The following is a 23,443-nucleotide window of genomic DNA, read 5'->3' as shown; positions in this document are numbered from 1 at the left end:
AAAGAATAAGGGGTCAGGCGAGCGATTCGATCATGGCCGCGAGTTCCGCTCCGGAAAGCGGTTCTCGGGCCACCACGAAGATGGTGTCATCTCCGGCGATCGTTCCCACGATGTCGGGCATCGAGGACCGATCCAGTGCGCTCGCGAGGTAGTGCGCGGCTCCCGGCGGTGTCCGGAGAATCGCCATGTTGCCGCTGAAATCGGTGGAGACCAACAGCTCACCCAACAGCCGCGAGAGGCGGTCGGTACCGCCGGACACACCGCGTACCGGGTTCCCGTCCTCCGGCACCACGTAAACACCGGCGCCGCCGTCGGCGGCGCGCAGTTTCACCGCTCCCAACTCTTCGAGGTCACGCGACAGGGTGGCCTGCGTCGCTTCGATGCCCTCGGCACCGAGCAACGCCGCCAACTCCGTCTGACTTCGGACGGGGTGCGCCGCCAGCAGCGCGATGATGCGCGACTGGCGACCGGCCCGAGTGGGAGCGACGCTCACGCCTGGTCCAGTTGGGTTCGCTGTTCCAGCAGCCACACGAGCAACGCCTTCTGGGCGTGCAGACGGTTCTCCGCCTCGTCCCAGACGACGCTCTGGGGTCCGTCGAGAACCTCGTCGGTGACCTCTTCGCCTCGATGGGCCGGCAGGCAGTGCAGGACGACAGCCTTCGGATCTGCCTTTGCGAGCAGTTCCTTGTTGATCTGGAACGGACGGAACGGGCCGACCCGATCGAGCCCGTCGTTCTCCTGACCCATCGAGGTCCAGGTATCGGTGACCAACGCGTCGGCACCGACGACACCGGCCTGCGGGTCCTGAGTCAGCGTGATGGTCGCGCCGGTTTCCGCGGCGCGTGCGCGAGCTGCTGCCACTACCCAGTCCGCCGGTTCGAAGCCCGCGGGACTTGCGATGGTGACGTCGATGCCTGCGGTGACTCCGCCGAGCATCAGCGAGTGAGCCATGTTGTTGGCGCCGTCGCCCAGGTAGGTGAGCTTCAATCCCTTGAGCTCACCCTTCTGCTCGATCAGCGTTTGCAGATCGGCCAGAACCTGACAGGGATGAAATTCGTCGGACAACGCATTGACGATGGGAATCGTTGCACCCGTTGCCATTTGCTCCAAGCGCTTCTGGCCGAACGTGCGCCACACGACGGCGTCGACATAACGGGAGAGTACGCGTCCGGTGTCCGCCAACGTCTCTTCACGACCGAGTTGGGTACTGCGCCCGTCGACGACGACAGCGTGGCCGCCCATCTGCGCAATGCCCATCTCGAACGAGAAACGTGTACGCGTCGAGTTCTTCTCGAAGATGACGCCGACTCCGCGAGGACCCTCGAGTGGACGCCGAGCGAACGGGTCCTTCTTGAGAATCGCAGCGAGTTCCAGAACTTCGGCCTGCTGCGCCGGAGTCAGATCGTCGTCCCTGAGAAAGTGTTTCACCACGGTAGTCACTTCTCCCCCGGCTGGTCAGCCGATAGTGCACTGTCGAAGATGGCAGGTAGTGCTGCCACGAAGGTTTCGGCCTGCTCATCGGTAAGGATGAGCGGCGGCGCCAACCGGATCACTCCGGGTTGCGCTGCATTCACAAGGTACCCGGCTTCGCGCGCGGCATTTTCCACCGCGGGCGCCACGTCCTCGGTCAGCACGACACCCAGCAACAGTCCTGATCCCCGTACGTAGTCGACCAACGGATGGCCCAGATCTTCGATGCCCGCCGAGATCGATTTACCCAAGCTGTCGGCGCGTGAGATCAGGTCTTCCGCTGCAATGGTTTTCAGCACGGCAAGCGCCGCCGCAGCGCACACCGGGTTGCCACCGAACGTCGTACCGTGCTTGCCCGGTCCGAACAACTCTGCCGTTGCCCCGGTCGCGATGCAGGCGCCGATCGGCATTCCGCCGCCGAGTCCCTTCGCGAGAGTGATGACGTCCGGGACGATGCCGACTGCCTGATGTGCGTAGAACCAGCCGGTCCGGCCGATGCCGGTCTGCACTTCGTCGAGCACGAGAAGTGCACCGCGCTCGGCGGTGATCCGCCGAGCCTCGACGAGGTATCCCTCGGGTGGCACCACGACGCCGCCCTCACCCATGATCGGTTCGAGGAACACAGCGGCGGTGTCGGAATCGACGGCCTGCTCGAGTGCCTCGACATCGCCGTACGGCACGAACTCGACACCGGCGGGCATCGGCTCGAACGGCGCCCGCTTGGCCGGCTGACCCGTCAGCGCGAGTGCCCCCATCGTGCGACCGTGGAAGGAGCCTTCGGCCGCGATGATCTTCTTCCGGCCGGTGGCACGAGCGAGCTTGAAGGCAGCCTCGTTCGCCTCGGTACCGGAATTGCAGAAGAAGGCGCGCCCGCTCACGTTGCCGAGATGAGCGAGCAGCTGCTCCGCCAACTCGACGACCGGCTCGCTGGCGTACAGGTTGGAAACATGGCCGAGTGTCGACAACTGAGTAGTGACGGCTTCGACGACGGCCGGATGTCCGTGTCCGAGGATGTTGACGGCGATTCCAGCCAGGAAGTCGACGTACTGCTTGCCGTCGGCATCGGTGAGTACAGCGCCGTCACCGCGGACGAGAGCAACCCGGGGTACGCCGTAATTGTTCATCAGCGAAGCGGACCACCGCTGCTGCAGATCGATCGTGCTCATGAGGTAGCTCCCTGCTGGGGACCGGCGACCGAGGAACCCGGCACGACCATCGTGCCGATTCCTTCACCGGTGAAAAGTTCGAGTAGGACTGAATGTTCGAGCCGGCCGTCGATCACGTGCGCCGACGGCACACCTCCGCGCACCGCGCGAAGGCAGGCCTCCATCTTGGGCACCATGCCGGCATCGAGACTCGGCAACAACTGGGCAAGGGCGTCGGTGTCGATCTCGGTGGCCAGCGAGGATCGGTCCGGCCAATCGGTGTACAGACCTTCGACGTCGGTGAGGACAACGAGCTTCTCGGCACCGATCGCCTCGGCCAGTGCGGCAGCAGCGGTATCGGCGTTGATGTTGTGGACGACACCGTCGGCGTCGGGTGCGATGGTCGAGACCACCGGAATACGTCCTGCCGCAATGAGATCGAGGACCGCATCCGGGTTCACGGTGGTGACGTCTCCGACAAGACCGATGTCGGTCTGCTCCCCCTCGACCGCAACAGTGCGTCGAGTAGCGGTGAACAGGTGCGCATCTTCACCGGAGATGCCGACCGCGTACGGGCCGTGCGCGTTGATCAGGCCCACGAGTTCACGGCCGACCTGACCGAAGAGCACCATCCGCACGACGTCCATCACCTCGGGCGTCGTCACACGGAAACCACCGCGGAACTCACCCTTCATGCCAAGGCGTGCCAGCATCGCGTTGATCTGCGGGCCACCGCCGTGCACGACGACGGGATGGATACCGACAGTCCGCAGAAACGCCATGTCGGCGGCAAATGCCGTTTTCAGCTTCTCGTCGATCATGGCGTTTCCGCCGTATTTGACCACGACGACCTTGTCTCGGAATCTCTGCAGCCACGGCAACGCGTCGGCGAGGACATGCGCTTTCTGATGCTCGCTGATCACGGGATACGTCTCGGTCATGACGAGTACGCCGAGTTCTCTTCGACGTAGGCGTGCGAGAGGTCGGTGGTGCGAATGCTCACGGATTCGTTGCCGATTCCCAGATCGATGTCGAGTTCGATGTCGATCCCGCTCAGGTCCACCTCACGTGCTCCCGGAGCACCGACGCCGTCGATGCAGACGGGACTCCCGTTGAAGGACACACTGATTCGATCGGGATCGAGCTCGATGGGAGCGATACCCACTGCTGCGAGAACGCGGCCCCAGTTGGGATCGGATCCGAAAAGCGCTGTCTTGACCAGGCTGTCGCGGGCGATGGTCCGGGCGCCGATCAGCGCGTCGGACTCGGATGCTGCACCGCGCACCGTCACCTTGACCCGCTTGGTGACGCCCTCGGCGTCTGCCATCAACTGATCGGCGAGATCGTCACACACGGCCAGTACTGCGGCGTTGAGTTCGTCCTGGGTCGGAGTGACACCGCTGGCGCCGGACGCCAACAGCAGCACCGTGTCGTTGGTCGACGTGGCGCCGTCGACATCGAGGCGATCGAAGCTCAGGTGAGTAGCGGCGCGCAGAGCGGTATCGAGCTGCTCGGCCGTTGCGACAGCATCTGTCGTGACGACACACAGCATCGTGGCCAGCGCAGGCGCAAGCATGCCCGCGCCCTTGGCCATTCCGCCTACGTTCCACTTGTTGGCGTGGTGCAGCGACGCCTGCTTCGGAACAGTGTCGGTGGTCATGATCGCGTATGCCGCGTCGGTGCCGCCGGAGATTCCGCCGGCAAGCTCGTGGACCACCTCGGTGACACCGGGGATGAGCTTGTCCATGGGCAAGCGGTCGCCGATGAGTCCGGTCGAACAGACTGCGACCTCGATCGCGCCCGTCTCGGTTCCCCAATTGCTCAGTGCCGACGCAACTTCCTCGGCAGTCTTGTGTGCGTCCTGGAATCCGCCCGCGCCGGTACATGCGTTTGCGCCGCCCGAGTTGAGCACGACCGCGCGCAGCTTGCCCGTCTTCAAAACCTGCTGCGACCACAGCACCGGAGCGGCCTTGACCTTGTTCAGAGTGAAGACGCCGGCAGCAGCCAGATCGGGTCCCTCGTTGAGCACCAAAGCGAGGTCCGACTTGCCGCTCTTCTTGATACCGGCAGCAATTCCGGCACCGCGGAATCCGGCAGGTGCGGTGACGCCCTGTGTGCGGAGCAGACGTCCCCCGGCGACGTGAACCACGTCTGCAACGGTCGCGTCAGGCTCGGTTGCGTTGTCGATCTGCTGCGGATTGTCGGTGCTCACGGAGCTACTCCCACGGTAGAGAGACCTGCGGTCTCGGGTAGGCCAAGGGCAAGGTTCATCGATTGCACAGCGCCACCGGCGGTGCCCTTGGTGAGATTGTCGATTGCCGAGATGACAACGAGCTGACCGGCGTCGGCGTCCACGGTGACCCCGATCTGCACGGCGTTGGATCCGATCACGGCGCCGGTCTGCGGGAAGACGCCGGCAGGCAGCACATGAATGAACGGCTCGTCGTTGTATGCCTTCTCGTAGATTTCGCGTGCCTGCTCTTCGGTCGCGGTGGTGGCTGCCGTGCAGGTCGCAAGGATGCCGCGCGGCATGGGCGCGAGGACCGGAGTGAAGGAGACACTGATGTCCTTGCCGCCTGCGGCCGAGAGATTCTGAATGATCTCAGGGGTGTGGCGATGGACGCCGCCGACGCCGTACGCGCGGACGGAGCCCATGACCTCGGAACCCAGCAGATCAGCCTTCGGTGCCCGGCCGGCGCCCGAAGTGCCACTGACCGCAACCACGTTCACGTGTGAGTCCACGATCCCCGCGGCAACGGCGGGGGCCAGCGCGAGGCTCGCTGCCGTCGGATAGCAGCCCGGAACGGCGATGCGGGTGGCGCCTACCAATTTCTCACGGGCACCGGGCAACTCAGGAAGACCGTAGGGCCAGGTGCCGGCATGAGCGCTCTTGTAGTACTTCTCCCAGGCTGCGGAATCCTGCAGCCGGAAGTCCGCGCCGCAGTCGATGATGACCGTCGATTCGGGTAGCAGCTTGGCGTACTGAGCCGAATTTCCGTGTGGGAGACCGAGGAAGACGACGTCGTGACCCGAGAGGATTTCGACAGTGGTCTCTTCGAGTACCCGCGACGAGAGAGGGAGCAAGTGCGGGTGATGCTCACCGAGCGTCGAACCGGCGTTGCCACCGGCGGTCAGCGAACCGATAACCAGACTGCCGTCGGCATAGGAGGGGTGCCCGAGAAGCAGACGCAGAACCTCACCACCGGCGTACCCACTGGCGCCGGCAACGGCGACTCTGATCGGCTTGCGTGCGTGCTCGGTCGTACCACCTTCAGTCATGTCAAACAGTATGCATCATTGTGCATCGGAATGCATAATTACTTACCCATGGATCGCCGGATCTCCTCGAGCTTGGCTTTTGCTGCCTTCTGGCGCTCGTCCCACTGCTCGTTGACCGTTTTCCCGGCGGGACTCTCGTGTGCCAATTCGGCCGAACCTGTGGAAGTACCGAAGCGTCCCTCTATCTTCTCCCGAACACGGTCGAAAGTGGGGACTCCCCCTTCGGTGTAGTCGGGTTCGGGAATTCTCGGATCAGTCGCAAGTACCACCGGGACGTCGATGATCTCGTCGACCTCCACAACGGTATCGGGCAGTTCGACTTCTTCTGCGTCGGTGATCGTGTCCTCGTCCGCGTCCTCTACACGGTTCGGCTCGAGGCTCGCGGCAGCAATGTCCACCACGGAAAGAAGGACCGACAGGCTCGGACGACGCTCGACCACTGCGCGGACCACCGCGAGGAAGTCCTTGTCGTCGAGTGCACTCGCAGCTTCGACTACCTGGCGCACGGACCCGTCATGTTCGGCCCCATCATGTGCGGACCCATCAATTCGTGACACTGTCAGTCCCTTCTCGAAACTCCGACGGACAACTCCGATCCTTCCACGACCGTCCGTCGAAGGGTCAGCGTGAGGCGAGGTAAGCGGCAAACGCGTCCTCGCTCGAATATTCGGGGACGTATCCGAACTGTTCCTTGAGCCGCCGATTGTCGAGAACGGGTCGGTACTGGAGAAATCCGACCCGCTCCGGACCGTGCTCCGTTACGCCCAATCGCCGTCCGACGCGTAGAACGCCTCGCAACAACCATGCAGGAAGCGTCACCGTTCTCTTTCCCATCCGGTAAGCCAACTCGTCGATTGTCAACGCACCGTCGCCCGCGACATTGAAGATGCCAACCTGGTTTCCGGTCACAGCCTCCGCGAAAGCGCCCGCGACATCGGTGTGCCAGACGAACACGAAGGGGCTGTCGCTCCCGGCTACCTTGAGCAGCTTGCGGCGATCGAACAACGCGGTGATCTGATTGTCGACGCTCTCACCCAAGATCGTGCCGATCCGGAAGACAACTTGTTCCAACTCCGGGTATTCGACGCGATATTCGGCGAGCATCTCTTCGACCAGGCGTTTGTGCCGACTGTAAGTGAATTCGTCGTTGCCTCGGACAGGTACGTCTTCGGTGATCCACGGTGGGTTGTCGGAGTAGTAGCCGTACGCCGCTCCCGACGAAGACACGACGATCCGTCCAACCCCGTGTTCGACGCAGGCCGCGAGCACGTTTCGTGTCCCGTCGACATCGACGCGGTACTCCTGCTCGGCTGTCGTGTTCTTTCCGGGATTCACGATGGACGCAAGATGGATCACGACGTTCGGTCGGTACTCACCGAACACCCTCCCCAATTCTGCGGGGTCGCAGACGTCCGCTCGAACGCGGTGGACGCGATCGTCCGGCGTTGCCTTGACCGTGAGGTCGGCACAGACGACGGAGACGCCCTGTGCGATCAGTGCGTCGATGACAGCGGTACCCAGGAACCCGTTCCCGCCCGTTACGAGTGCGACGGTCATGCCGGTACCGCCTTTCGGGCGCGTCGCTTGGACCAGATCGTGGCCAGAGCCAACCCGGCGATGATGTCCCAGATCCCCCACCAGCCGGCCACGACGGCCATGCCACCGAGCCCGTCGAAGAACGTGAACACCAGACCGAGCCCCAGTCCGGCATTGCGGATGCCGACCTCGAACGAGACTGCGCGACGGCTGTATTCGTTCAACCCGGTGACGGCGCCGCAGAAGTATCCCAGCGCGAGGGCAACCGAGTCGTGCAAGAAGACCGCGAGCAGTACCACCCCGATGTAGTCGACGAAGTACGACGCATTCCCCGACACTCCCGCGACGATGAAGATCAACAACGCCACCAACGAACCGTTTTTCACCCACGGCTGCGCTTTCGCGGCGATCTCCGGGAACTTTCGCGCCGTCCAGATGCCGAGAACGAACGGCACTCCGATGATCAGGGCGATCTGCGCGACCATCTCGAGTGCATTCAGATCGACGGACTGCAACAGAGCGTCGGTCTCCGGGCGTCGACTCCCCCAGAACGCGAGATTGAGCGGCATGAGGAATATTGCGAGGACGTTCGACACCGCCGTCATGGACACCGAAAGCGCGACGTCGCCGCCCGCCCGGTGAGTCAGGACGTTCGAGATGTTCCCTGGCGGGCAGCACGCCACCAGGATCATGCCGAGTGCTACCGACGGAGCCGGCGAGAGAATCAGCGTCAGGAGAAATGTCACTGCCGGCAAAAGCAGGAACTGGGCAGCGATACCTACCGCCATCGCCTTGGGTTTGGTGAGCGCACGACGAAAGTCGTCGACCGAGGTGTCGAGGGCGATCCCCAGCATGATCGCGGCAAGCACCACGTTGAGGATCATCAACGACCCCGGGTTGAAATTGAGAACCACGTCGTCGATCGGCATCACTGCCCTCCCTTCGCCAGAGCAGTGTCGAGCAGTCCGATGTGTCGCGTGATCGCTGATCGGTAGGCGTCCTTGTTCACGTAGTAGGCCATTCGTCCCAGCTTCAGGTACTTGTATCCCCCGGACAGATCGGGAGGAGGACCCGCCGCCGCGACCGAGAATTCCTGCGCCGCGGCAGGGGCTTCGGTACGTGCGGTGATCAATTTGGCCACCAACTCGGCCTGCTCGAAACGGCCCTGCCACCCGAGCCCGGAGGCTTCCACCATCCCGAGTACGAAGAGATTGTCGTGGCGCCGACTCGCGAGGTTGAGGAACAGGTCAGGGGCAGCGCCCGACCAGCCCAACTCGTCACGCTCGATGAAGGGGTAGTCGAGGTGATACCCCGTGGCGCACAGAACGAGGTCGTACGCGGCGGACGAACCGTCGACAAAATGAACCGTCCTGCCGTCGAACCGGTCGATGTCGCCGCGCACGTGAACATCACCGTGCCCGAGGTGGTGCAGGATCAACGAGTTCACTACCGGGTGTGATTCGTAGATCTTGTAGTCCGGTGCCGGAAATCCGAACCGCACCGGATCTCCCGTGAACTGCTTGAGCACCATTGTGTCGACGCGTTGTTTGATCCACGGCGGCAACGGCTTTCCCTGATTCAAGGTGTCCGAAGGCCGGCCGAACAGATACTTGGGAACAAAGTAGTAGCCTCGCCGAACGCTCAGGTCGACGGATTCGGCGTGATGGACGGCGTCCACTGCGATGTCGCATCCACTGTTGCCCGCTCCGATGACCAGCACCCTCTTGCCGCGGAAGATCTCGGGGCTGCGGTACTGGCTCGTATGCATCAAAGTGCCGGTGTACTCGCCCTGAAACGTCGGCATATTCGGCTTCGACAGCGTTCCGTTCGCGATGATCACGCCTCGGTACCGCGCGACTGTCGTCTCACCGCTGCGACTGCGCGTGGTGACCTGCCACAGCGAATCGACGGGCGAGACGTCGACGACAGTAGTACCGAAGGTGAAGTGCCTGCGAAGATCGTGGGTGTCAGCGTAGTCACGGAAATATTCGGCCAGTTCGACGTGGCTCGGGTAGTCGGCGACGGAATCTGCCATCGGGAACTCCGCGAACGCGGTAGTGGTCTTCGACGAAATGAGGTGCGCCGACTCGTAGACGGTGCTGTGCGGATTGTCGATGTCCCAGAGCCCACCGACGTTGTCGTGGCTCTCGAAGCCGTCGAACGCTATGCCGGCCCGATCGAGGTTTCGCGCGCCGGCCAATCCAGACGGGCCCGCTCCGATCAGCGCGTACTTGTCCTCTGTCATCATCCGTCGAGCGTCGCAGATAGTTCGAATCTTGCAGCGATGTGCCGGATAATGACGTTATGAGCGCACTCGATGCCGACAACGATCGCGGGATAGATGAAATCGATCTGAGGATAATCAATGCGCTACAGCTCGCACCGCGATCCACGTGGCTTTCGTTGGCCGGCCCACTCGAACTCGACGCCGCGACTCTCGCCCGGCGTTGGAATCGACTGTCCGAATCGTCGTTGGCCTGGGTCACGGTCACTCCGGGGCCACAGGTGCTGGCCGGCATCGTCACAGCGATCATCGAAATCGATTGCTCCCCTGCACTTCTCGATGCCATCTCGTCACATCTGACTGGGTTGGCCCACGCCGTGACCATCGAAGCGTCAACGGGTAGAGCCGATCTGCTCGTCACGGCCGGTACTGCGGACTTGGCGTCGATGGCGCGCTTCATCTCCGAAGAGGTCGCAACGATCGACGGCGTACTGGGGACACGAACCTCGATCATCACACGCTGGTTCACCGAAGGTGGGCGATGGAGACTCAATGCGTTGGCACCGTCCGAGAAGGGTGTGCTGACCACCAGCGAAAACCGTAGTGCCGTACGCGCTCGGCCGACCGGGATTTCCGAACAGGATCGCAAGGTTCTGACCATGCTCGCCTACGACGGGCGCACTCCCATGAAGGACCTGGCCGACGCGATCGGTATAAGTTCGGCTGCGTGCAAACGCCAGATCGACCGGCTCACGTCTTCGGGGTTGGTGGCGCTGCGGTGTGAATTCGCGCGGCCACTGGCCGGACTTCCCGTTCTCGCCACCCTGTGGTGCCGCGTCGAACCCGAACTGCTCGATACAGCGGGCCGAGTGCTGAGTCGGGCTCCGGAAGTTCGGAACTGCTTCGCCGTGGTCGGCGCCGACAACCTGGTGGTTCAGTTGTGGCTGCATTCTCCTGCAGAACTCGATGCCTTCGAAATTCGCCTGCGCCAAGAATTCCCAGGCCTGCACGTCGGTGAACGGTCGATCGTTCTCTACCTACGCAAGCTACTCGGTCACGTGCTCGACCAGAACGGACGCAAGACGTCGACGATCGCCCCGGACGTGTGGTTGCCGAGCCGCATCGACTCGCCGGGACACCGATAAACCACAGAGCCCACGACCACCAGCAGTGGTCGTGGGCTCTCTGATCAACTGAAAAAATCAGCCACGCATCTGCGCACCGACGGCCTTCGAGGCAGCCTCGACCGCTGCGTCGCGAGCCGCGCTTGCCTCGTCCTCGGTCAACGTGCGATCGACACCACGGAATCGCAAGGCGAACGCCAGGGACTTGCGGCCTTCACCGACCTGTTCGCCCTCGAAGACGTCGAACAGCCGAATGTCTTCGAGAAGTTCGCCGCCGCCGGAACGCAAAGCTTCCTGCACCTTCGCTGCGGGAATGTCACGATCGACAACAACCGCAACGTCCTGGAGCACCGCGGGGAACGGCGAAATGCGCGGCGCGGGCAGGTTCTCGACCAACGGCAAAGCGTCGAGGTCGATTTCCAGTGCGCAGGTGCGCGCGGGCAGTCCGGCACGCTCGAGAACAGCCGGATGCAGTTCACCCGCATGACCGACTACGTTGCCGTCAACGACAACCTCGGCACAGCGGCCGGGATGCCACGGCAGGTACTGCGCCGCACGCAGTTCGACCTCGACGCCTGCTGCAGCTGCAATAACCCGCACTGCTGCAAAAGTGTCCGAAGCCTCGGCCGGACGGCCAGGACCCCAGGGGCCGCTCGGCTCACGCAAACCACTCAACACTGCAGCGATGTGAACGGGCTGAGCCGGCAACGACGCAATCAGGTTCGCGATCTGCTCGTCCGTCGGACGGCGATCCACCGGCAATGCATCAACCGGCTTGGTGTCGGGTCCCGGCAACACAACCTGCGCAATGCCGTACAGCGACAGGTCACGCTGACCGCGAGAAGCGTTACGAGCCAGGATTTCCAGCAGACCCGGAAGCAGCGTCGTCGCCAACTCCGGACGATCGGCTTCGAGTGGGTTGAGCACCTTACTGGTGTTGCGGCGCGGATCGTCCGCGTCCAAGCCCCAGACGTCGAAGACGTTGGTGGGCAGGAACACCGGAGGAAGAACCTCGACGTAACCGGCGTGAGCCACAGCCTTCGAGACCGTGCGCTTGCGCCGCTGCGACGGAGTCAATCCGCGACCGGCCGGAGCCGCGGGGAGCACCGACGGGATCTGTTCGAGACCTTCGAGGCGAAGAACTTCCTCGACGAGGTCTGCGGGCTGCACCAGGTCCGGACGCCACGACGGCGGCGTCGCGACCAACTGGCCGTGTCCCTCTTCGCTGACGCCGACCTCGACGTTGCACCCGACCTGGGTGAGGCGGCGAGCAGCGGTGCCGTTCGGGTAGGTGACTCCGGCGACACGGTCGGGCAGGTCGATATCCATACGAATGGCAGCGCGAGGGGCGACTTCGCCCACGTCGGTCAGGACCGGCTCGATCCGTCCGCCGGCAATCTCGACCAGCAGAGCTGCGGCGCGATCGACCGCTGCGAGCGGAATCGCCGGATCGACGATGCGCTCGAAGCGCTTGCTCGCCTCACTCGGCAGCTTGTGTCGGCGCGCCGTCTTGAAGACTGCGAGCGGGTCCCACGTAGCTCCTTCGAGCAGGATGTCCGTCGTAGCCGTTCCCACCTCGGTGGTGGCGCCGCCCATGACGGCAGCCAGCGAGATGACTCCGGAATCGTCGGCGATGACAACGTCTTCGGGATCAAGCGTGCGTTCGACGTCGTCGAGCGTCGTCAACTTCTCCCCCGCCTTGGCCCGACGGACCACCAGCTCGCCTTGCACCGCGGTCGCATCGAACGCGTGTAGAGGCTGACCGAGTTCGAGCATCACGTAGTTGGTGACGTCGACGGCCGGCGAGATCGGGCGAACACCCGAGAGCAGAAGTCGACGCTGCAGCCACCACGGGCTCACTGCCTGCGGATCAATACCCGTGATCTTCCGCATCACGAAACGCGAAGCCTTGGACTCCGGTTCGAGGCGCACCGGCCAGGCTTCACCCTCAGCCGGGTGCGCGGGAACCGAAGCGGGATCGGCGTATTCGAGATCGAAGCCGCACGCGAGCTCTCGCGTGAGACCACGGACCGAGAAGCAGTAGCCACGGTCCGGGGTGATGTTCAGTTCGATGATCGTGTCACCGAGACCGAGCAACTCGTTGCCGTCTGCGCCGGGTTCGGCGGTACCGGGCTCGAGCACCAAGATGCCCGAATGGTCTTTGCCGATACCGAGTTCCGAGACGGAGCAGATCATGCCGTCGGACACCTGGCCGTACGTCTTGCGAGTGGCGATTTCGAATCCGCCAGGCAGCACCGCGCCAGGCAGCGCAACGACGACGAGGTCACCCTCGTTGAAATTGCGGGCGCCACAGACGATGCCGCGAGTCTCGGGTTCGCCGACCTCGACCTGGCAAAAGCGGATCGGCTTCTTGAACTCGGTCAGTTCGGTGATGGAGACGACCTTGCCGACGACCAACGGGCCGTCGATCGCCTCGAGTGTGTCGAGTTCCTCGACTTCGAGTCCCACCCGGACGAACCCGGCGTCCAGCTCTTCCGGGGTCACCTCCCAGTCCGGAGTTGCCCGCTGCAGGATCTCGGTCAGCCAGGATTGCGCTACTCGCACGTCTGCTCAGCTCTCTCGTTTGTCGATAAGTCTTTGTGAAGGTTCCGCGGACCGGATCGGTCAGCCTGCGACACCGAAGGGCAGCGTGAAACGCACGTCACCTTCGACGATGTCACGCATGTCCGGGATGCCGTTGCGGAACTGCAGGGTCCGCTCGAGGCCCATGCCGAATGCGAAACCCGAGTACTCGTCGGGATCGATACCGCTGGCGCGCAGAACGTTCGGGTTGACCATGCCGCAGCCGCCCCACTCGACCCAGCCTGCGCCGCCCTTCTTGTTCGCGAACCAGACGTCGACCTCGGCCGACGGTTCCGTGAACGGGAAGTAGTTGGGGCGCATACGGGTACGCGTCTCGGGGCCGAAAAGGGCACGAGCGAACGCATCGAGAGTTCCGCGCAAGTTGGCCATCGTCAGACCCTTGTCGACGGCCAGGCCTTCGACCTGTGAGAAGACAGGAGTGTGCGTCGCATCGAGTTCATCGGTGCGGAACGTGCGGCCGGGGCACACCACGTAGATCGGCACCTCACGCGAGAGCATCGTGCGGACCTGCACCGGTGAGGTGTGGGTACGCAGCACCTGGCGGGAGTTCTCGGGTGCCAGGTGGAAGGTGTCCTGCATCGTGCGTGCAGGGTGGTCCGGCAAGAAGTTGAGCGCGTCGAAGTTGAAGTGCTCGGTCTCCACCTCCGGCCCCTCGGCAACTTCCCAACCCATGGCGACGAATACGTCGGCTACCTGCTCGGAAATCAGGCTGATCGGATGACGCGCCCCGACGGGGTGGCGATCGGAAGGCAGAGTGACGTCGATTGCCTCGGCAACCAACACCGCAGCGTCACGCTCGGCGAGGAGGACCTCACGACGAGCGTCGTACGCGTTGTTGATCCGAGTGCGGAAGATGTTGACGCGCTTGCCGGCGTCCGCCTTTTCCTTGCCCGGAAGGCTGCCGAGTCCCCGGCGAGCGAGGGCGATCGGGGACTTGTCCCCCAGGTGCTCCACCTTGACGTGCGCCAGCGCGTCCAGGTCAGCGGCGTCCGCGAGCGCCTTCTCGGCGTTCTCAGCCGCAGCGGTCAACGCCTCTTCGGTGAGTACACTCGCGTCGACCTCCGGCGGTGTCGCGCCCTCATTTTTGGCCACGGCTGTGACGCTCCTGTCGCTTCTCGGTTTACTTCTCGTACTGCTTACTTCTTGTACTGCGAATTACTTCTCGTACTGCGAGCGAGCATTCGAGCTCACTCGAGCATTGTCTCTGCTCTTGTATTGTCTCAGGCTTCCGCAAATGGGATTCCGTGAGGTCTTCGCGTGCGTTTTCAGCCGTGATCGGTGGCGCGATTTTGCACTCGTGCGCTTGCGTACAGGCAAATCGCCGCCGCTGTCGCGAGGTTCAGGCTTTCGGCGCGGCCATGGATCGGAATCCGCACCCGATGATCGGCCTGGGCGGCGATCGCCGGATCGAGACCGTGAGCTTCGTTACCGAACAGCCAGGCCGTCGGCTTGCTCAGCAACTCGTCGGCCTCGTCGAGGTCGACTTCACCGTCAGCTGCGGTCGCGAGGATTTGAATGCCGGCGGCGCGAATCTGCTCGATCACCGACACCGTGTCTCGATCGCGGACGACCGGGAGGTGAAAGAGGCTGCCCGCCGACGAACGAACGACCTTGCCGTTGTGTGGATCGACACTGTCACCAGCGAGGATTGCCGCATCTGCGCCCACTGCATCGGCGATGCGAATGACGGTGCCGGCATTGCCTGGTTCGTTGACCTCGACCGGCACCGCGAGCAAGCGGGTGTCCTGGTGGACGGCTGCGCTCAGCGGAACATCCAGCAGATCGCTGACGGCAACGAGGCCGGGCGGCGTGACGGTATCGCTCAGAGCTTTGATTGCTCGATCGGTGACAAGAGAAACACGAACTCCAGCGGTCAGCGCCCGATCGATGACGTGCTGATAACGCTCGGCCGCGTCCTCTGTGTAGAAGAGATCGTGTACCGGGCCGGTCTCGCCGTTCGAGAGTGCACCGTTCAACAGTTCGGTGACCGAGTTCTCGCCCTCGACGAGGAAACGTCCTGCTTTGCGTCGTTCTGCTGTGCGCAGGAGCTTGACAGCAGAAACGACCCGCGGAGTCCGCTCGGTGAGCGGGTCCACGGGCCGTTGCTGTGATGCGTGAATCAGGCTGCTTCTCCGGCAGGAGCGTTCACGTCGGCCGGCAGAGCGGCCTTCGCGAGTGCGACCAGGCCGGCAAAGGCCTCGGCATCGGAGACAGCGAGCTCAGCCAGGATCTTGCGGTCGACGTCGACCTCTGCCAGACGCAGGCCCTGGATGAGGCGGTTGTACGTGATGTCGTTTGCGCGAGCTGCAGCGTTGATACGCGTGATCCACAGCTTGCGGAACTCGCCCTTGCGCGCACGACGGTCGCGGTACGCGTAGGTGAGCGAGTGGAGCTGCTGCTCCTTGGCCTTGGTGTACAGACGCGAACGCTGTCCACGGTAGCCGCTGGATGCAGCAAGAATTGAACGACGCTTCTTCTGGGCGTTGACCGCCCTCTTTACGCGTGCCACTTGAAAAATCCTGTCAATCTAGGGGCTGAAAGTACGACCCCGGGTGGTCAGTAAGGGGGCGACTCAGATGCCGAGCATGCGCTTGATGCGCGGAGCGTCGTCAGGGCTGACAACAGCGACACCGTCGAGACGACGGGTAACCCTGCTGGACTTGTGCTCGAGAAGGTGGCGACGGCCGGCCTTCTGGCGCATGAGCTTTCCGCTGCCGGACACCTTGAATCGCTTCGAGGCGCCGCTGTGGCTCTTCATCTTGGGCATGGAGTCCTCAGTTCTTGTTACGTGGTGGATCTTGGGAAATCGACTAGCTGGCCGGAGCCTCGGGAGCGGCATCGCCGGTCGCCGGTGCTTCCGGAGCTGCTTCACTGGAAGCCGGTGCGGCCGGAGCCGGACGCGGAGCAGCCTGAGCCACTGGCGCCTGAGCGCTCTCCTGCGCCTTGACGCGAGTCTTGGCGCCCTTGTGCGGTGCCAGGACCATCGTCATGTTTCGGCCGTCCTGCTTTGCCGAGGTTTCGACGAATCCGAGATCTGCGACGTCTGCTCCCAGACGCTGCAGAAGGCGGTAGCCGAGTTCGGGGCGTGACTGCTCACGTCCGCGGAACATGATCGTGACCTTGACCTTGGAACCGGCTTCGAGGAAGCGAACGACGTTGCGCTTCTTGGTCTCGTAGTCGTGGTCGTCGATCTTGGGTCGGAGCTTCTGCTCCTTGATGACCGTCAGCTGCTGGTTCTTACGTGACTCACGTGCCTTCTGTGCAGCCTCGTACTTGAACTTGCCGTAGTCCATGATCTTGCAGACCGGTGGACGGGCATCAGGAGCTACCTCGACCAGGTCGAGGTCGGCCTCAAGGGCCAAGCGGAGTGCATCTTCAACACGCACGATGCCTACCTGTTCGCCGCCAGGTCCGACCAAACGAACCTCGGGAACGCGGATACGATCGTTGATGCGGGTCTCAGTGCTGATGGGGCCTCCTAGGTTGAACGGTGCGGTCTTCATGACCGCACGCAGCCCGTACCGCCCGCACCCCAACAAAAAAGCCCCGCTGTGATGATTGCTCATCCGCGGGGCCCGATGTCGACCGATCACATAAGATCCAGCTCACGCCGAAACCTATCTCCTCGACTGAGCGAGGAACCTGACGAAGAAGGATCTTCGTAATCAGGTGACCGGAACCACTGAACTGCAGTTTTACCTGCCGCGCAGAGGTGGGAGTCGGACTCCACTTGCTGCCCCCGAACAAGTCGGAGGCGGTCGTTGCAACAAGACTAACAGGTCACCGGAGATGAATGAAATCGGCGCCGCTCCCCCCGTTGCCGGGAGAGGCCCGATTCAACACCGTCACGGCCTGATGGAATCCTTACATCCATGAGTGAGAACTTCGAGACAGATCAGAACACCGACGGCGCGAATCCCGACGTCCGCGAACTCTCCGAAGTTCCCGCGGTCGAGGTCATCAGCCGCGCCGCAGTGATGCTGATGAGTTCGGCTGCCGAAAAACTCGGCCTCTCCGACGCCGACCCGTCTTCCAGCCCTTACCTGGACCTCGACGAAGCTCGTCGAGTCATCACCGCGCTTGCCGGACTGGTGACTGCGTCGGTCGAATACCTCGGCCCCCACGCCGGACCCATCCGCGAAGGCCTCCAAGCCTTACAGCGCGCATTCCGTGAGGCCTCCTCGCACCCGGACGAGCCAGGAAAGGGACCGGGCGAGAAGTTCACCGGTCCGGTCTACTGAGTTGGCAACCGCCAACAAGACACAACCGACGCCCGAGGACGTCGACGCATTCATTTCACGCGTCGACGACCGCAAGCGTGCCGACAGCGTCGAGTTGATCTCTTTGTTGTCGGCCGCGACCGGCGAGCCTGCTGTCATGTGGGGTTCGAGCATCATCGGATTCGGGGCACGGCACTACCGGTATGCGAGTGGCCACGAGGGTGACACCCCGCTGATCGGGTTCTCCCCCAGGGCCACCGCACTCACGTTGTACCTGTCGCTGAACTTCGACGACTACACCGACACACTCGCGCGCCTCGGCAAGCACAAGGTCGGCAAAGGTTGCCTCTACGTCAAACGGCTGAGCGACGTCGACATGGCCGCTCTGACCGAACTGATCACGGATTCCGTTGCCGCAGCCCGCAACATGATCGACTGAACCACTCACCTTCCATGCGCAACAGGCCGAGCGTCTTCGGGCGGTTGTCCGAAGACGGTCGAATCCCGTGGTGTGAAGTGGTCGTTCGTCAGCGTGGCCCGGCGCATCCGATCGAGTCGAAACCAACGCACGGCGTCGCGCTGGCGACACCAGCCGATAAGAAACCACTGCCCACGGTCCTGCGCCAGAATGTGCGGCTCAACTGCCCGCACCGTCTCCGAACCTTCCCCATCGACGTAGTGCAACGACACGACGCGACTCTGTTCGAGACCCTGCTCTACCGCCTGCCGGTTCCTGCGCGAATCCGTCAGAGCCCCGCTGTCGCCGCGAATCCACACGCGACCACCGAGTTCGGCGACCTTGCGACGACTCTCCTCGTCCATCACGTCGAGCAGTTTCGCCAGAGCTGCTCGTCCATCAGGCGCAAACGGAGCGTCGCCGGCTGCCGTCAAGGCCAACGCGATCGAAACCGCTTGCGGAACAGTGAAATTCACCGGCGGTAGAGTGGCACGGCCTACGAGTCGGTATCCACCCCCGGGACCTGAGCGCGCCTCGATCGCCGCACCCGCCATCATCAGCGTCTCGATATCCCTCTTGATCGTCCGGGTGGTGACACCGAATTCCTCGGACAATCGGGAGCACGTAGTTCCTCGATCGCCCTGTCGCCGAAGTTCCTCGACGAGAGCATGCAATCTCGCAGCTCGATTCACACTTACAAGTGTCTCAGATTCCGATACCAAACGGTGACATAATCAGTGACACTCTGTTGTCACCAACCCGACTGCACTGTGAACACATGAAAACTCACATCGTTCTTGTTCCCGGATTCTGGCTCGGTTCATGGGCTTGGGATGCAGTTCTCCCCCACCTCGAGCGTCCCGATACCCGCGTGACCAGCCTGACACTGCCCGGGCTCGACGCCGTAGACACAGATCGATCAGCGGTCACCTTCGACGCCCACGTCCGTGCAGTCGTCGACGCCATATCGGCCTCCGACGAGCGCACGGTCTTGGTCGTACACAGCGGCGCCGGCCCGGTGGGATACGCGGTCACCGATCGCATCCCGGATCGCGTCGCTCGGATCGTCTACGCCGACTCGGGCCCCATGCCCGACGGCGCGGCGCTGCGACCGGATCTGGCTGCTGATGTCGTCGAGATACCGCTCCCGACGTGGGCGGAACTCGAAGCAGACGGCAGCAGCCTCGAGGGACTCGACGAGAAAGCTCTCGCGGCGTTCCGCGCCAATGCGGTCCCCGAACCGGCCGGGCCCGCGCGTGAGCCGATCGTCCTGACGAACGAAAAGCGCTACCAGGTGCCGTCGACCGTAGTTTGCAGCACGTTCCCCTCCGCAGTGATCGCCCAGATGGCCGACGGGGGTCATCCGATGGCCGCCGAATTGGCGAAACTCCCCGTGACGTATGTCGACCTCCCGACCGGCCATTGGCCGATGTGGTCGCGCCCCGAAGAGCTCGCCCAGGTAATCCTCGAGGCCACCGCCTCCTGACCGAGAGAGCAATGATGCCGGGTCGATTCCGACCCGGCATCACTGCCCGACTTCCACGTGCTCACGTACTACTAGCGCACAGAAGCGGCTTTCTTCCGTGGTGCCGCCTTTTTCGCTGCAACTGCCTTCGTCGCACGTTTCTTGGTAATCGGCTTCGCCTTGGCCGGAGCGTGCTGCGCGGTGAGGACCTCACTGAGGAACTTGCCCGTGTAGCTCTCGGGGACCGCGGCAACGTCTTCCGGAGTACCTTGCGCCACAACGGTTCCGCCGCCGGATCCACCTTCGGGTCCCATGTCGACGACCCAGTCGGATGTCTTGATCACGTCGAGGTTGTGCTCGATCACGATCACGCTGTTGCCCTTGTCGACCAGACCGTTGATCACGATCAGGAGCTTGCGGATGTCCTCGAAATGCAGACCCGTGGTGGGCTCGTCGAGGATGTACACGGTGCGACCGGTCGACCGCTTCTGCAATTCGGCGGCCAGCTTGACGCGCTGCGCCTCACCACCGGACAGGGTCGGAGCCGGCTGACCCAGTCGGACGTAGCCCAGTCCGACGTCGACCAGAGTCTTGAGGTACCGGTGAATAGAGGTGACCGGCTGGAAGAACTCGGCAGCTTCCTCGATCGGCATGTCGAGAACCTCGGCGATCGACTTGCCCTTGTAGTGAACCTCGAGCGTTTCGCGGTTGTACCGAGCGCCGTGGCACACCTCGCAGGGCACATACACGTCCGGCAGGAAGTTCATCTCGATCTTCAGCGTTCCGTCGCCGGAGCACGCCTCGCAGCGTCCACCCTTGACGTTGAACGAGAATCGGCCGGGCTGGTATCCGCGGACTTTCGCTTCGGTGGTGGCCGCGAACAGGGTGCGGATCTTGTCGAACACACCGGTGTACGTGGCCGCATTCGATCGTGGAGTCCGGCCGATCGGAGACTGATCGACCTGCACGAGCTTGTCCAGCTGATCTAGACCGTTGATTCGTGTGTGACGCCCGGGCACCTGGCGTGCACCGTTGAGTTTGTTTGCCATGACGGTCGCGAGAATGTCGTTGACCAACGTCGACTTGCCCGAACCGGAGACACCGGTGACCGCAGTGAGCACACCCAGCGGGAAACTCACGTCGATGCCGTCGAGATTGTGCTCGCGAGCTCCGACGACCGTGACCTGGCGTTTGCGGTCCACCGGTCGGCGAATGGCCGGGACCTCGATGAAGTTACGACCGGACAGGTAGGCGCCGGTCAGAGATTCTTCGCACGTCAGCAGTTCTTCGTACGGTCCGCTGTGGACGACCTTGCCGCCGTGCTCGCCGGCGTACGGTCCGATGTCGACCACCCAGTCCGATGTCCGGATCGTGTCTTCGTCATGTTCGACGACGATCAGCGTGTTGCCGAGGTCACGCAGGCGCGTCAGGGTTTCGATGAGTCGCCGGTTGTCACGCTGGTGCAGGCCGATGGACGGCTCGTCGAGTACGTACAACACGCCGACGAGTCCGGAGCCGATCTGCGTTGCCAAGCGGATTCGCTGGGCCTCGCCACCGGACAACGTGCCCGCGGCACGCGAGAGGGAAAGGTATTCCAGGCCGACGTCGAGCAGGAAGCCGAGTCGCGCCTGAACTTCCTTGAGGACCTGACCCGCGATTGCCTCCTCGCGTGAGCCGAGAGTGAGGCTGTTCAGGAAGTCCGCGCAATCGGAGATCGACAGTTCGCAGACCTCTGCGATGGACTTACTGCCGAAGTCTCCCGCCGCGATAGTTACCGACAAGATTTCCGGGCGCAGGCGCGCCCCACCACACGCGGGGCACGGAGTGTCGCGCATGTACCCGTCGTAGCGTTCCTTCATCTGATCGGATTCGGTCTGCTCGAGGCGGCGATGAAGGAAGGGCATCACACCTTCGAACTCCGCGTAGTAAGAACGGGTACGGCCGTACCGATTCTTGTACCGGACGTGCACCTGCTCCTCACTGCCTTCGAGGATCGCTTTGCGGGCCTTCGCCGGCAACTTGTTCCACGGCGTCTTCATGTCGAAACCGAGGATGTCGCCGAGGCCGGACAGCAGGCGTCCGAAGTACTCGGAACTCTGGCCCATCGACCACGGTGCGATTGCTCCGTCTTCGAGGCTCAGATCAGGGTCCGGGACCACCAGATCCGGGTCGACCTCCTTGCGGATACCGAGGCCGGTGCATTCCGGGCAGGCGCCGTAGGGCGAGTTGAAGGAGAACGAGCGCGGTTCGAGATCGTCGATCGCGAGCGCGTGGCCATTCGGGCAGGCCAGCTTCTCGGAGAAACGACGCTCACGATCAGGTGCATTTTCTTCACGGTCGACGAAGTCGAGGACCACGATGCCTTCTGCCAATCGAAGTGCGGTCTCGACCGAGTCGGTCAGGCGCTGCTTCGAGCTCGCCTTGACCTGCAATCGGTCGACCACTACTTCGATGTCGTGCTTTTCCTGCTTCTTGAGCTTCGGCGGATCGGCCAGCGAATGGACGACGCCGTCGACGCGCACGCGCGAGTAGCCCTGGGTGTTGAGCTGATCGAAGAGATCGACGAACTCGCCCTTACGAGTACGGACCACCGGTGCGAGGACCTGGAACTTGATGCCCTCTTCCATCTCGAGCACCTGGTCGACGATCTGCTGCGGCGTCTGACGTGCGATCTTCTCACCACACACCGGGCAGTGTGCTGAACCTGCGCGGGCGTAGAGGAGTCGGAGGTAGTCGTACACCTCGGTGATGGTGCCCACCGTCGAACGGGGGTTGCGGTTGGTCGACTTCTGGTCGATGGACACCGCCGGCGACAATCCCTCGATGAAATCGACATCCGGCTTGTCCATCTGACCGAGGAACTGACGCGCGTACGCCGAGAGTGACTCGACGTAACGGCGCTGCCCTTCGGCGAAGATCGTGTCGAACGCGAGGCTGGACTTGCCGGAGCCGGACAACCCGGTGAAGACGATCAGGCTGTCTCGCGGGAGGTCGAGATCGACTCCTCGCAGATTGTGCTCACGCGCACCCCGCACGATCAGGCGATCCGCCACACCAATTCCCTTCATTGTCAATCATCTGGGGCCGTCACCCCGGAGAAGGCTCGAGTGGCCTTGCAACCGCGAGTCCTCGAGCGATCGTCATCGTAGGCCGAGCCACCGACACGTTTGTCTCACCGAGCGAGCCCATCGCTCTACCTGCCCCTATTCGAAGGTAGCCTGCGATTCATGACGAATCAGCCCATCGTGATCGACGACTCCTACACCGGACAGGTCTCCCCCGATTCTGCCCCTCAGCGGCGCACAGTCGACGGTGCCGTCATCACGAAGATGTCGGTCGGCCCCATGGACAACAACACGTACCTCGTCGTCTGTTCCACGACCGGGAAATCTCTCCTGATCGATGCGGCCAACGAGGCCGAGAAGATCATTGCGCTCATCGAACAGGAAGCACCTGTTTTCGATTCCATCGTCACCACCCACCAGCACGGCGATCACTGGTTGGCCTTGCAGGACGTCCACGCCGCCACGAAGGTGCCCACCGCCGCGCACCCCCTCGACGCCGAGGTCCTGCCCGTCACCCCGGACGTTCTCCTCGAAGACGGCGACAAGGTGACCGTTGGCAACCTGAGCCTCGACGTCATTCACCTGTCCGGCCACACGCCCGGTTCCATTGCGTTGGCTCTGACCGAACCGAACGGGCAGGTTCACCTCTTCACCGGCGACTCACTCTTCCCCGGCGGCGTAGGCAAGACCGCCGACCCCGAGAAGTTCACTTCCCTGCTCGACGATGTGGAAAACAAGCTGTTCGGAAGGTACGACGACGCGACTGTCGTCTACCCCGGGCACGGCAAGGACACGACGCTGGGTACCGAGCGCCCGCACTTGGCGGAATGGCGCGAGCGCGGTTGGTGACGTTC

The 23,443-nt window shown here is 63.2% G+C and carries 23 protein-coding genes; 5 read left to right on the top strand and 18 right to left on the bottom strand.

Going from position 1 to position 23,443, the window contains the following annotated elements:
- Positions 1-13 precede the first annotated feature (13 nt).
- The 10 genes from G8767_RS24920 to G8767_RS24875 form a co-directional block, all read right to left on the bottom strand.
- A complete protein-coding gene (locus G8767_RS24920) occupies positions 14-493 on the bottom strand; it encodes an arginine repressor (RefSeq protein ID WP_020907875.1) in 480 nt (159 codons plus the stop codon).
- Positions 490-1,440, bottom strand: a complete 951-nt coding sequence (argF, locus tag G8767_RS24915; protein WP_095973315.1) for an ornithine carbamoyltransferase — start codon at positions 1,438-1,440, stop codon at positions 490-492. The genes G8767_RS24920 and argF overlap by 4 nt, the downstream gene beginning before the upstream one ends.
- On the bottom strand, positions 1,437-2,636 hold the full coding sequence (locus G8767_RS24910) for an acetylornithine transaminase (protein WP_095973316.1): 1,200 nt from the start codon (positions 2,634-2,636) through the stop codon (positions 1,437-1,439). The genes argF and G8767_RS24910 overlap by 4 nt, the downstream gene beginning before the upstream one ends.
- A complete protein-coding gene (argB, locus tag G8767_RS24905) occupies positions 2,633-3,556 on the bottom strand; it encodes an acetylglutamate kinase (protein WP_166812416.1) in 924 nt (307 codons plus the stop codon). Before argB ends, G8767_RS24910 begins: the two co-directional genes overlap by 4 nt.
- On the bottom strand, positions 3,553-4,803 hold the full coding sequence (argJ, locus tag G8767_RS24900) for a bifunctional glutamate N-acetyltransferase/amino-acid acetyltransferase ArgJ (RefSeq protein ID WP_166812450.1): 1,251 nt from the start codon (positions 4,801-4,803) through the stop codon (positions 3,553-3,555). The genes argB and argJ overlap by 4 nt, the downstream gene beginning before the upstream one ends.
- A 20-nt stretch (positions 4,804-4,823) precedes the next feature.
- Positions 4,824-5,894, bottom strand: coding sequence for an N-acetyl-gamma-glutamyl-phosphate reductase (gene argC / locus G8767_RS24895; RefSeq protein ID WP_124569790.1), 1,071 nt, complete (start codon positions 5,892-5,894; stop codon positions 4,824-4,826).
- A gap of 38 nt (positions 5,895-5,932) precedes the next feature.
- The gene (locus G8767_RS24890; protein ID WP_240952743.1) at positions 5,933-6,451 is read right to left on the bottom strand and encodes a hypothetical protein; all 519 of its coding nucleotides are present in this window, start codon (positions 6,449-6,451) and stop codon (positions 5,933-5,935) included.
- A 64-nt stretch (positions 6,452-6,515) separates the two neighbouring features.
- Positions 6,516-7,451, bottom strand: coding sequence for an SDR family oxidoreductase (locus G8767_RS24885; RefSeq protein ID WP_095973320.1), 936 nt, complete (start codon positions 7,449-7,451; stop codon positions 6,516-6,518).
- Positions 7,448-8,359: a bile acid:sodium symporter family protein gene (locus G8767_RS24880; protein WP_095973321.1), complete on the bottom strand. Its 912-nt coding sequence runs from the start codon at positions 8,357-8,359 to the stop codon at positions 7,448-7,450. The genes G8767_RS24885 and G8767_RS24880 overlap by 4 nt, the downstream gene beginning before the upstream one ends.
- On the bottom strand, positions 8,359-9,678 hold the full coding sequence (locus tag G8767_RS24875) for an NAD(P)/FAD-dependent oxidoreductase (RefSeq protein WP_166812414.1): 1,320 nt from the start codon (positions 9,676-9,678) through the stop codon (positions 8,359-8,361). Before G8767_RS24875 ends, G8767_RS24880 begins: the two co-directional genes overlap by 1 nt.
- A gap of 56 nt (positions 9,679-9,734) precedes the next feature.
- On the opposite strand from G8767_RS24875, the gene G8767_RS24870 reads away from it, so the two are divergent.
- Positions 9,735-10,799, top strand: coding sequence for an Lrp/AsnC family transcriptional regulator (locus G8767_RS24870; protein ID WP_166812412.1), 1,065 nt, complete (start codon positions 9,735-9,737; stop codon positions 10,797-10,799).
- Between the two features lie 57 nt (positions 10,800-10,856).
- Here the strand turns inward: G8767_RS24870 and pheT are convergent, their stop codons facing one another.
- The 6 genes from pheT to infC all read right to left on the bottom strand — a co-directional run bounded on the left by pheT (position 10,857) and on the right by infC (position 16,885).
- Positions 10,857-13,343 (bottom strand): phenylalanine--tRNA ligase subunit beta, encoded by a 2,487-nt coding sequence (pheT, locus tag G8767_RS24865; RefSeq protein WP_166812410.1) that lies wholly within the window; start codon positions 13,341-13,343, stop codon positions 10,857-10,859.
- Between the two features lie 60 nt (positions 13,344-13,403).
- Positions 13,404-14,474, bottom strand: a complete 1,071-nt coding sequence (gene pheS / locus G8767_RS24860) for a phenylalanine--tRNA ligase subunit alpha (protein ID WP_003944109.1) — start codon at positions 14,472-14,474, stop codon at positions 13,404-13,406.
- Between the two features lie 173 nt (positions 14,475-14,647).
- The gene (locus tag G8767_RS24855) at positions 14,648-15,478 is read right to left on the bottom strand and encodes an RNA methyltransferase (RefSeq protein WP_166812408.1); all 831 of its coding nucleotides are present in this window, start codon (positions 15,476-15,478) and stop codon (positions 14,648-14,650) included.
- A 23-nt stretch (positions 15,479-15,501) separates the two neighbouring features.
- Complete coding sequence (gene rplT, locus G8767_RS24850) at positions 15,502-15,891, bottom strand: 50S ribosomal protein L20 (protein WP_003944011.1); 390 nt, start codon at positions 15,889-15,891, stop codon at positions 15,502-15,504.
- A 63-nt stretch (positions 15,892-15,954) separates the two neighbouring features.
- A complete protein-coding gene (rpmI, locus tag G8767_RS24845) occupies positions 15,955-16,149 on the bottom strand; it encodes a 50S ribosomal protein L35 (protein WP_003944043.1) in 195 nt (64 codons plus the stop codon).
- 43 nt (positions 16,150-16,192) lie between these two features.
- A complete protein-coding gene (gene infC / locus G8767_RS24840) occupies positions 16,193-16,885 on the bottom strand; it encodes a translation initiation factor IF-3 (protein ID WP_003944008.1) in 693 nt (230 codons plus the stop codon).
- Positions 16,886-17,254: 369 nt separating this feature from the next.
- Here infC and G8767_RS24835 point away from each other — a divergent pair, with 369 nt between their 5' ends.
- Both G8767_RS24835 and G8767_RS24830 read left to right on the top strand, forming a co-directional pair.
- The gene (locus G8767_RS24835) at positions 17,255-17,623 is read left to right on the top strand and encodes a DUF1844 domain-containing protein (protein ID WP_166812406.1); all 369 of its coding nucleotides are present in this window, start codon (positions 17,255-17,257) and stop codon (positions 17,621-17,623) included.
- 1 nt (position 17,624) lies between these two features.
- Positions 17,625-18,041 (top strand): DUF1801 domain-containing protein, encoded by a 417-nt coding sequence (locus G8767_RS24830; RefSeq protein ID WP_166812404.1) that lies wholly within the window; start codon positions 17,625-17,627, stop codon positions 18,039-18,041.
- A gap of 5 nt (positions 18,042-18,046) precedes the next feature.
- Here the strand turns inward: G8767_RS24830 and G8767_RS24825 are convergent, their stop codons facing one another.
- The gene (locus G8767_RS24825) at positions 18,047-18,751 is read right to left on the bottom strand and encodes a WYL domain-containing protein (RefSeq protein WP_166812402.1); all 705 of its coding nucleotides are present in this window, start codon (positions 18,749-18,751) and stop codon (positions 18,047-18,049) included.
- 86 nt (positions 18,752-18,837) lie between these two features.
- On the opposite strand from G8767_RS24825, the gene G8767_RS24820 reads away from it, so the two are divergent.
- Positions 18,838-19,545 carry an alpha/beta hydrolase gene (locus G8767_RS24820; RefSeq protein ID WP_166812400.1) on the top strand — a complete coding sequence of 236 codons (708 nt, stop codon included), beginning with the start codon at positions 18,838-18,840 and terminating at the stop codon, positions 19,543-19,545.
- Between the two features lie 71 nt (positions 19,546-19,616).
- Here G8767_RS24820 and uvrA read toward each other — a convergent pair whose 3' ends face one another.
- Positions 19,617-22,577: an excinuclease ABC subunit UvrA gene (uvrA, locus tag G8767_RS24815; RefSeq protein WP_200318120.1), complete on the bottom strand. Its 2,961-nt coding sequence runs from the start codon at positions 22,575-22,577 to the stop codon at positions 19,617-19,619.
- Positions 22,578-22,751: 174 nt separating this feature from the next.
- On the opposite strand from uvrA, the gene G8767_RS24810 reads away from it, so the two are divergent.
- Positions 22,752-23,438: an MBL fold metallo-hydrolase gene (locus G8767_RS24810; protein ID WP_166812396.1), complete on the top strand. Its 687-nt coding sequence runs from the start codon at positions 22,752-22,754 to the stop codon at positions 23,436-23,438.
- The last annotated feature ends 5 nt before the right edge of the window (positions 23,439-23,443 follow it).

It is taken from the genome of Rhodococcus sp. IC4_135 (assembly GCF_011602025.1).
GTDB classification, from domain to species: Bacteria; Actinomycetota; Actinomycetes; order Mycobacteriales; family Mycobacteriaceae; genus Rhodococcus_F; species Rhodococcus_F baikonurensis.
Note: the sequence above shows the minus strand (reverse complement) of the source record. Positions and strands in the feature narration are given on the sequence as shown.